Here is a 9,128-nt window from a genome sequence, read left to right as displayed (position 1 = left end):
ATTTTTAACCCAGTAACGCCCCCCCAACCCCGGTCGGCTCTAAGGCCGCCGCGTTTTTGCTTTTGATCTGAGGCGCCCCGTCAAACACGCTGGCCGAACGCAGGATTGAATCCGGAGTGAGGGTACACCGAGCCTAGGCGAGGTGCCGAGTGTTGGGGCGAAGCGTTTTTGGTTACTTTTTGCGCTTTTCAAAAAGTGACCCGCTGTAAGAGCGGAACCATTAGTGGCCGTGACCGCAGCAACGGATATGTACACAGAAGCACTCAGCCCTACTCAATCCCCACCTGATTGCGCCCATTATGCTTAGCCGTATACAACCCCTTATCCGCCGCCACTATCACCTGCCGACAATCCGTCCCCTGCTGCGGCGTCATGGTCGACAGCCCAATACTGATGGTCAGACTCGACCCCTCAGTCGGCGCAATGTGCGGAATTTTCAGCGCGGCAACCGCCATCCGCAGCTTCTCAGCCACCAACCGCGCCCCGCCCGGCGAGGTATTAGGCAGCACCAGGGCAAACTCCTCCCCCCCATAGCGCGCCGGCAAATCCGAAGGCCGACTGCTGGCCTCACGAATGGTCGCCGCAACCTTGCGCAAAGCCTCGTCACCTTCGACATGCCCAAAGCTATCGTTGTAGGTCTTGAAGAAATCCACATCAATCATCAACAACGACAGCTGAGTCTGATCACGCATGGCACGGCGCCATTCCAGTTCCAGGTACTCGTCGAAATGGCGACGGTTGGACAGCCCCGTGAGGCCATCGGAGTTCATCAGCCGTTGCAGCACCAGGTTGGTGTCCAACAGCTGCTGCTGGCTGACCCGCAACGCGCGATAAGCCGCATCCCGTTGCAACAGGGTCATGTAGGAGCGCGAGTGATAGCGGATGCGCGCCACCAGCTCGATGTTGTCCGGCAGCTTGACCAAATAATCGTTGGCCCCGGCCGAAAACGCCGCGCTCTTGATCAGCGGGTCTTCCTTGGTGGAAAGCACGATGATCGGGATGTTCTGCGTGGCCGGGTGGTTGCGGTACTCGCGCACCAGTGTCAGGCCGTCCAGACCTGGCATCACCAGATCCTGCAGGATAACGGTCGGCTTGATACGGATCGCCTGGGCAATCGCCTGGTGTGGGTCGGCGCAGAAGTGGAAGTCGATATTTTCTTCATGGGCCAGGCCACGCCGCACGGCTTCACCGATCATGGCCTGGTCGTCGACCAGCAACACCATGGCGGCGTTTTCGTCGGTCTTGATGTCGTCGATCTGTAAATCATTCATGTGCAGTCACCTGAATTACTGCCTGCAAGCCAGCCGCGAGAGGTCATGTTCATTTGGCAAAGACCTCCAGCAACCGGGGCGCAATTCTATCCAGTGGGCGAATTTCAACAGCAGCATCGATCGCCGCCGCCGCTTTGGGCATGCCATACACCGCCGAGCTTTGCTGATCCTGGGCGATGGTCAAATAACCTTGTTCACGTAGCAATTTGAGGCCCTGGGCCCCGTCGCGCCCCATGCCGGTCAGCAGCACACCGACGGCATCGCCATTCCAGTGGCTGGCCACGCTTTCGAAAAACACATCGATCGATGGCCGGTAAATTTCGTTCACCGGCTCTGCCGTATAGGCTAGCGTGCCATTCTTCAATAAACGAATGTGGTGGTTGGTGCCGGCCAGCAGCACCACGCCGCTTTGCGGCGGCTCGCCTTCGCGGGCCAGGCGTACCGGCAGGCCCGAGGCGCTGCTCAGCCACTCGGCCATGCCCGCCGCGAACACTTGGTCCACATGCTGCACCAGCACGATGGCGGCTGGAAAGTCGCGAGGTAAACCCTTGAGCAGGATTTCCAGGGCAGCCGGACCACCCGCCGAGGAGCCGATAGCCACCAGGCTTTGACGTTTGCCGGATGCGCGCGCCGGCAGGGTTTCGGCGCGCACGCGGGTGCCGCGCTGGCCGATCAGCCAGCCGATATTGAGGATCTTGCGCAGCAACGGCGCCGCCGCATCCTTGGGGTTGCCCACGCCGAGCGGCGGGGTGTCCACCACGTCCAGGGCGCCGTGGCCCATGGCCTCGAACACCCGGCTCACGTTGGCCTGGCGGTCGACGGTCACGATAACGATGGCGCACGGCGTCTCGGCCATGATCTGGCGAGTGGCTTCCACGCCGTCCATCACCGGCATGATCAGGTCCATCAGGATCAGGTCCGGCGTCAGTTCGGCGCAGCGTTGCACCGCTTCCAGCCCATTGCTGGCCACCCACACCACTTGGTGCGCAGGCTCGAAGCTCAAGGCGCGGCGCAAGGCCTCCACTGCCAGGGGCATGTCATTGACGATCGCAATCCTCATGCCCGTGCGCCTCCGATCAGTTCCACCACGGCGTCCAGCAGGGCGTCATCGTGGAAACTGGCTTTGGCTAAATAATAGTCCGCACCGGCGTCGAGTCCTCGACGTCGGTCTTCTTCGCGATCTTTGTAGGACACCACCATCACCGGCAACGATTGCAGGCGACTGTCACGGCGCAAGAGTGTGACCAATTCAATACCGTCCATGCGGGGCATATCAATATCAGTGATCAACAGGTCAAAGTCTTCGGAGCGCAAGGCGTTCCAGCCGTCCATGCCATCGACCGCCACGGCCACTTCATAACCACGATTAAGGAGCAATTTGCGTTGCAGCTCACGCACGGTCAGCGAGTCATCGACCACCAGCACGCGCTTACGCGGTGCCTCGGTGGTTTGTTGGCTGCGCCGCGCAATACGTTCCAATCGGCCGGTGTTCAGCAGTTTGTCCACCGAACGCAACATGTCTTCAACGTCGACGATCAACACCACCGAGCCATCATCCAGCAAGGCACCGGCGGAAATATCCTGGACCTTGCCCAGGCGATCATCGAGCGGCAACACCACCAGCGTACGCTCACCGATAAAGCGCTCCACGGCAATCCCGTACACCGTATCGCGCTCGCGGATCACCACCACTTTCAGCGTTTCTGACGGACTCTGCCCCGCCGGGCGCTGCAACAACTGGCTGGCGGCGACCAGGCCAACATGCCGGCCCTCGTGCCAGAAATGCTGGCGACCTTCCAGTTGCACGATGTCATCGGGCGCGAGGTCACACATGCGTTCGATATGCGCCAGCGGGAACGCATAGGCTTCCTCACCGACTTCCACCACCAGGCTGCGTACCACCGACAGGGTCAACGGCACCTCAAGGTGGAAACGACTGCCCTGCCCCGCCGTCTGCTCCAGCACCACCGCGCCGCGCAGTTGGCGGACCATGTGCTGCACCGCGTCCAGGCCCACGCCGCGCCCGGACACTTCGGTGACCGTGTCACGCAGGCTGAACCCCGGCAGGAACAGGAACGTCAGCAACTCTTCTTCGCTCAGGCGCAGGGCGGTTTCGACCGGCGACAGGTGCCGATCGACGATAGTGCCGCGCAGGCGCTCCAGGTCGACGCCATTGCCGTCATCACTGAGTTCCAGCACCAGCAAACCGGCCTGATGGGAGGCCCGCAGGCGGATCAAGCCTTCAGCCGGCTTGCCCGCCAGCAGGCGTTGCTCAGGCATTTCGATGCCGTGGTCGACGGCATTGCGTAACAAATGGGTGAGCGGCGCCTCAAGTTTTTCCAGTACGTCACGGTCGACCTGGGTCTTTTCGCCCTCGATCTCCAGGCGCACTTGCTTGCCGAGGCTGCGGCCGAGGTCGCGCACCATGCGCACTTGTCCAGCCAATACATCGGCAAACGGGCGCATGCGGCAGGCCAGTGCAGTGTCATACAACACTTGGGCGCGCTGCCCGGCCTGCCAGCCGAACTCGTCCAGCTCGGCGTGCTTTTCCGCCAGCAAGGCCTGGGCTTCGCTCAACAAACGGCGCGTGTCGGCCAGGGCTTCCTGGGCCTCGAGGCTCAGGACCTGGGTCTTGAGTTGCCCGTCCAGCGTATCCAGCGCCCGTATCCCCTGGCTTTGAATGCGCTTGAGGCGTTGCAGGCTGGCCAGGTACGGCTTGAGCCGCTGGGTTTCCACCAGGGATTTGCTCGACAGGTCCAGCAGGCTGTTCAAGCGCTCGGCGGTGACGCGCAGTACGCGTTCGCCGCCTTCGGTCATGCGCTTGCCTTGACGCGGCGGCTCGCTGTTCACCGGCGGCGCGGGTTCGGGTTCCGGCGGCAGTTCTTCGACGACGGGCGCTGGCTCCGGCGACGGCGCGACGTTGACAGGCGCCTGGGACGGATCCAGCAGACGCTCCATCAACGCGACGTAGGCCTCGACATCCGCCGGCCCGACGTCATTGCCTGGCGTGGCGATGCGCATCAGCAGATCAGTGCCCTGCAGCAGCGCATCGATATGTTCGGGTTGCAGGTACAGGCGGTTTTCCTGGGCGCTGACCAGGCAATCCTCCATGACGTGGGACACGCTGACCCCGGCATCCACCCCAACGATGCGCGCGGCGCCCTTGAGCGAGTGCGCCGCGCGCATGCAGGCTTCGAGCTGGTCCGCCTGGGTCGGGTTGCGTTCCAGGGCGAGCAGGCCCGCGCTCAACACCTGGGTCTGCGCATCGGCTTCCAGGCTGAACAATTCCAGCAGCGAGGCATCACGCATCTGGTCGGGGGTCATGAGAGGCTCCGGGTCACGGCGGACAACAATTGCGCCTCGTCCAGCCAGCGCAGGCTGCGGCCTTTCCACGGCAATACACCCTGGGTAAAGCGCGCGCTGGCCTGGGTGCCGGACGCCGATGCGGCCTTCAAGGTGCGCTCATCGATGGCATGGATGCCGTCGACTTCATCCACCGGCACCACCACCGGGCCATCCTGGGCGGCAATGATCAACATGCGCGGCATGATGCGCCCGCCGGTGGCGCCGCTGCTGGTGGCGTCCAGGCCCAGCAGTTCCACCAGCGACAAGCACGCCACCAGCGCGCCGCGCACGTTGGCCACGCCGAGCAAGGCGCGGGAACGTTGATGCGGCAGGGAATGGATCGGTTGCAACGGCGCGACTTCCACCAGGCAGCGTGTAGCGATGCCCAGCCATTCTTCGCCGAGGCGGAACATCAAGAGCGAACGGGTGACCACCTCCGTGTCGACTTCGGCCGCCTGCGGGCGTCGGTCGTCCTGCTGCAAGGCGTAGCGGTCCAGCAGACGCGTGGCGGCGGCGGAATACACCGAGCAGTTGCGGCAATGGATATGGTCAGCCAGTAGTGGGCAGGACTTATCGCCATGGATACCGATGCGGTTCCAGCAGTCGTCGATGGCTTGAGTGTCGGCCAGGGTCAGGTCCAGGCCGGTGGTGTCGAGCGCCTCGGTGTTACTCATGGTTTGGACTCACTGTCGGCTCGCTCGCTACGGGCGGCTCGCGCCTGCAGACGGCGCGCCCCCGCACTGTCGCCCCGGGACTCGAGCAACGCGGCCAAGTGCATCAAGGCCTGCGGGTGCTGGGGTTCCAGGTACAAGGCTTTTCGATAATAGCCCTGGGCTTCCAGGGCACTGCCGGCCACGTCGCTGAGCAGCCCCAGCCAGTAAAACACCTGGGCGGCCGGCGGGTGGCTGTTCAAATAGTCTTCACACGCGGCCCGGGCCTCGGCACTTTTGCCTTCGTTGGCCAGGGTGGCGATCCGGCTGAGCAAGGTGCCTGCATCGGAGGGCGTAGCCTTGATCGGTAAAACGTGGGCGCTGACGGTGCTGAACGGCCGTGGTTTAGCTGAAATCGGCGCCGTGCTGCGCGGAGGCGTGGGAGCCGGCGTCGGTATAAACGCTGGCTCGGGCAGCTGCGGCGAGCCCTGCCGGCTGAACGCAAAGGACTGCGGCACCCCAATCGAACGCATGCCGTGGCGCCCCAGCAGGCTGCCTTCGGCCGGGCCGATAAACAGCACACCGTCCACGTGGGTGAGGCCTTTGAGCACGTCGAAGACTTGTTTCTGGGTGGGCTGGTCGAAGTAGATCAGCAGGTTGCGGCAGAACACGAAGTCATAGGCGGCCTCATTAACCAGCAGCGCCGGGTCAAGCAGGTTGCCGACTTGCAGGCGCACTTGTTCGCGCACCCGATCGGCGATGTGGAAGCCGTCGCCGTATTCAGTGAAGTGGCGGTCACGGAAGGCAATATCGCCGCCACGAAAGGAGTTCTTGCCGTACACCCCGCGTCGCGCACGCTCCACCGACAGCGGGCTGACGTCCATCCCCTGTACCTTGAACTGATGCGGCGCGAGGCCAGCATCGAGCAGCGCCATGGCAATCGAATAGGGTTCTTCGCCGGTGGAGCACGGCAGGCTGAGGATACGCAATGCGCGCATCTGCTTGATATCGACCAGGCGGGCCTTCGCCAGGCGCGCCAGGGTCGCAAAGGATTCGGGGTAACGGAAAAACCAGGTTTCGGGGACGATCACTGCTTCGATCAGCGCTTGCTGTTCGTCCTGGGAGCTTTGCAGGTGCTGCCAGTATTCGCCCGGCGTGGGTGCCTGGACGATCTGGCTGCGCTGGCGCACGGCGCGCTCGATGATGGCTTCGCCCACCGACGCGACGTCCAGGCCGATGCGCTCTTTAAGAAAGGCAAAAAAACGCGGGTCGTTGCTCATACGCTCAGCTCGGCAGAAAACAGCACGGCGCGCACGTCATCGGTCAGCAGGTCGTTTACACCGATCCATTGCATCAGGCCCAGCGCATCTTCGCGCACCGGCCCCAGGTAGGGTGCCTGGCGGTTGGCCAGACCGTAGGGCTGGAACTCGGCGGGGTCGCAACGCAGGGTGTCGGTGGCCTGCTCCAGGATCAGTCCCAGCCAACGCGCTTGGGACCCGGCGTCGGGTTGGTAATTGACCAGCACCAGCCGCGTGCTGGTGCGGGCCTGGGCCGGGTTGCCGAAGGTCAAGGCGCTGAGGTCAATGACCGGCACCAGCGCCCCACGATGGGCAAAGATCCCGGCGACCCACAGCGGTGCATGGGCAATGGGTTTCAAAGGCAGGCGCGGCAGCACTTCGGCCACTTCGGTAGCCTTGAGGGCATAGCGTTCCTGACCGATATGGAACACCAGGAACAACGCCTTTTTCGCTGCCGGGACGGCGCCGCGTTTAGCCGCGAGTTCGCTCATCAGACTTTGAAACGCGACACGCCGCTGCGCAGACCCACCGCAACCTGGCTCAGTTCATCAATGGCAAAGCTGGCCTGGCGCAGGGACTCCACCGTCTGGCTGCTGGCATCGCCCAGTTGCACGAGGGCGTGGTTGATCTGCTCGGCGCCGGTGGCCTGGGCCTGCATGCCTTCGTTGACCATCAACACCCGCGGCGCCAGCGCCTGTACCTGGTGGATGATCTGCGACAACTGCTCGCCCACTTGCTGCACTTCGAACATGCCGCGGCGCACTTCTTCGGAGAACTTGTCCATGCCCATCACCCCCGCAGACACTGCGGACTGGATCTCGCGCACCATCTGCTCGATGTCATAGGTAGCCACGGCGGTCTGGTCCGCGAGGCGGCGTACTTCGGTGGCGACCACGGCAAAACCGCGACCGTACTCGCCGGCTTTTTCCGCTTCGATGGCGGCGTTGAGCGACAGCAGGTTGGTCTGGTCGGCCACCTTGACGATGGTCACCACCACCTGGTTGATGTTGCCGGCCTTCTCATTGAGGATCGCCAGCTTGGCGTTGACCAGGTCGGCCGCGCCCATCACCGAGTGCATGGTCTCTTCCATGCGCGCCAGTCCTTGCTGGCCGGAGCCGGCAGCCACCGACGCCTGGTCGGCGGCGGTGGACACTTCGGTCATGGTGCGAACCAAGTCCTTGGAGGTGGCCGCGATTTCGCGCGACGTAGCACCGATCTCAGTGGTCGTCGCGGCCGTTTCAGTCGCGGTGGCCTGTTGCTGCTTGGACGTGGCGGCAATTTCGGTCACCGAGGTGGTGACCTGCACCGACGAGCGCTGGGCCTGGGACACCAGGGCCGTGAGCTCGGTCATCATGTCGTTAAAGCCGGTTTCGACGGCGCCGAACTCGTCCTTGCGCTCCAGGTTAAGGCGTTTGCTCAGGTCGCCGTCGCGCATGGTTTCGAGGATATCGACGATGCGTTGCATCGGCGCCATGATCGCGCGCATCAGCAACAGGCCGCACAGCCCGGCAGCCAAGATGGCGATGAGCAGCGACACGGCCATGCTGATCTTGGCCGACAGTACCGCCTCGTCGATCGCCGCCGTCGCCCGGTCAGACACGTTCTTGTTTTCAGTAATGATGTCGTTGAGCTTCATGCGCCCTTCGGTCCAGATCGGCGTCAATTGCTCCTCGAGCAATTGATTCGCGCCCGGCAGGTCATTGGCTTCAACGCGTTCCAGCACCTGGGCCAGCACTTTGTTGTAGTTGATGTGCGCCGCCTTGAAGTTATCGAACTCCATGCGGTCAGCTTGGCCATGAATGGTTTTTTCGTAGTTGGCCATCTGCTGTTCAATACGCGCTTCGAACGACTTGTAGTCGTTCTTATCGGTATTGGTGAAGGTTTTGTCGTCGCGCAGGCCGATGATGTCGATGGTCTGCAAATAGCTGTCGACCCAGGCGCTGCGGATCATCGAGCTGAGGTAAACGCCCGGCACCGCGTCGTCCCGGACGGCTTCCTGGCTGGTTTCGATCTTCAGCAACCGTGAATAGGAGACCACGACCATTAACAGCATGATGGCGATAATGACCGCAAAACTTGCCAAGATGCGTTGGCGCAAGGTCCAGTTCTTCACAGTAATTCCTCGAAGGGCCATTCAAATGGAGGGGAGTATAGCTGAGGCAGTGCCATCGTTTATCAATGGGTTATCGGATAGAACGCTCCACAGGCAAAAAATCCTCGCGGGGTGATTGCCGCCCCCTCCTCCCTCAACACCGCCTCCACTGACGTGCTCCTCGCTGAATATCAGGACGGGTCGAATCCGAAATCGGAAGGCGGGGCCCCACCTCCGCAACGTCAAGCCGTGTTCTTTTTTTTACAGTGGACAATAGAAGATACAACCCACGCACCCAGGTTTTACGCAGGCTGGAGCCGCTCGGAAACACCCGAAAAAACAAACGCACTCTGCGAGACAGCGACGAGGGCGTAGAACTGCCTGCCCACGCCTGGCGCTTCAGCGCCTATCCCTGCAAGGAGCATAACCATTGAATATTTCCGCCCCCTCTACCCCGCTAGCCATTACGCCC

At 62.6% G+C, this 9,128-nt stretch carries 7 protein-coding genes; all 7 read right to left on the bottom strand.

Translation table 11 applies throughout. The features are described from left to right. Positions 1-269: 269 nt before the first annotated feature. Genes K7431_RS30555 through K7431_RS30525 form a run of 7 tightly spaced genes read right to left on the bottom strand, consistent with a single transcriptional unit; the run spans position 270 to position 8,677 of the window. On the bottom strand, positions 270-1,271 hold the full coding sequence (locus tag K7431_RS30555) for a diguanylate cyclase (RefSeq protein ID WP_012722554.1): 1,002 nt from the start codon (positions 1,269-1,271) through the stop codon (positions 270-272). Between the two features lie 49 nt (positions 1,272-1,320). Then, a complete protein-coding gene (locus K7431_RS30550) occupies positions 1,321-2,331 on the bottom strand; it encodes a chemotaxis response regulator protein-glutamate methylesterase (protein ID WP_012722553.1) in 1,011 nt (336 codons plus the stop codon). After that, positions 2,328-4,595: a hybrid sensor histidine kinase/response regulator gene (locus K7431_RS30545; protein ID WP_012722552.1), complete on the bottom strand. Its 2,268-nt coding sequence runs from the start codon at positions 4,593-4,595 to the stop codon at positions 2,328-2,330. Before K7431_RS30545 ends, K7431_RS30550 begins: the two co-directional genes overlap by 4 nt. Further along, positions 4,592-5,290, bottom strand: a complete 699-nt coding sequence (locus K7431_RS30540; RefSeq protein ID WP_012722551.1) for a chemotaxis protein CheW — start codon at positions 5,288-5,290, stop codon at positions 4,592-4,594. Before K7431_RS30540 ends, K7431_RS30545 begins: the two co-directional genes overlap by 4 nt. Beyond that, complete coding sequence (locus tag K7431_RS30535; protein ID WP_012722550.1) at positions 5,287-6,546, bottom strand: CheR family methyltransferase; 1,260 nt, start codon at positions 6,544-6,546, stop codon at positions 5,287-5,289. Before K7431_RS30535 ends, K7431_RS30540 begins: the two co-directional genes overlap by 4 nt. Continuing rightward, complete coding sequence (locus K7431_RS30530) at positions 6,543-7,055, bottom strand: chemotaxis protein CheW (RefSeq protein WP_012722549.1); 513 nt, start codon at positions 7,053-7,055, stop codon at positions 6,543-6,545. Before K7431_RS30530 ends, K7431_RS30535 begins: the two co-directional genes overlap by 4 nt. Next, the gene (locus K7431_RS30525; protein ID WP_012722548.1) at positions 7,055-8,677 is read right to left on the bottom strand and encodes a methyl-accepting chemotaxis protein; all 1,623 of its coding nucleotides are present in this window, start codon (positions 8,675-8,677) and stop codon (positions 7,055-7,057) included. The genes K7431_RS30530 and K7431_RS30525 overlap by 1 nt, the downstream gene beginning before the upstream one ends. Positions 8,678-9,128 lie beyond the last annotated feature (451 nt).

This window comes from Pseudomonas fluorescens group sp. (assembly GCF_020093335.1).
Taxonomy (GTDB): Bacteria; Pseudomonadota; Gammaproteobacteria; order Pseudomonadales; family Pseudomonadaceae; genus Aquipseudomonas; species Aquipseudomonas petroselini.
Note: the sequence above shows the minus strand (reverse complement) of the source record. Positions and strands in the feature narration are given on the sequence as shown.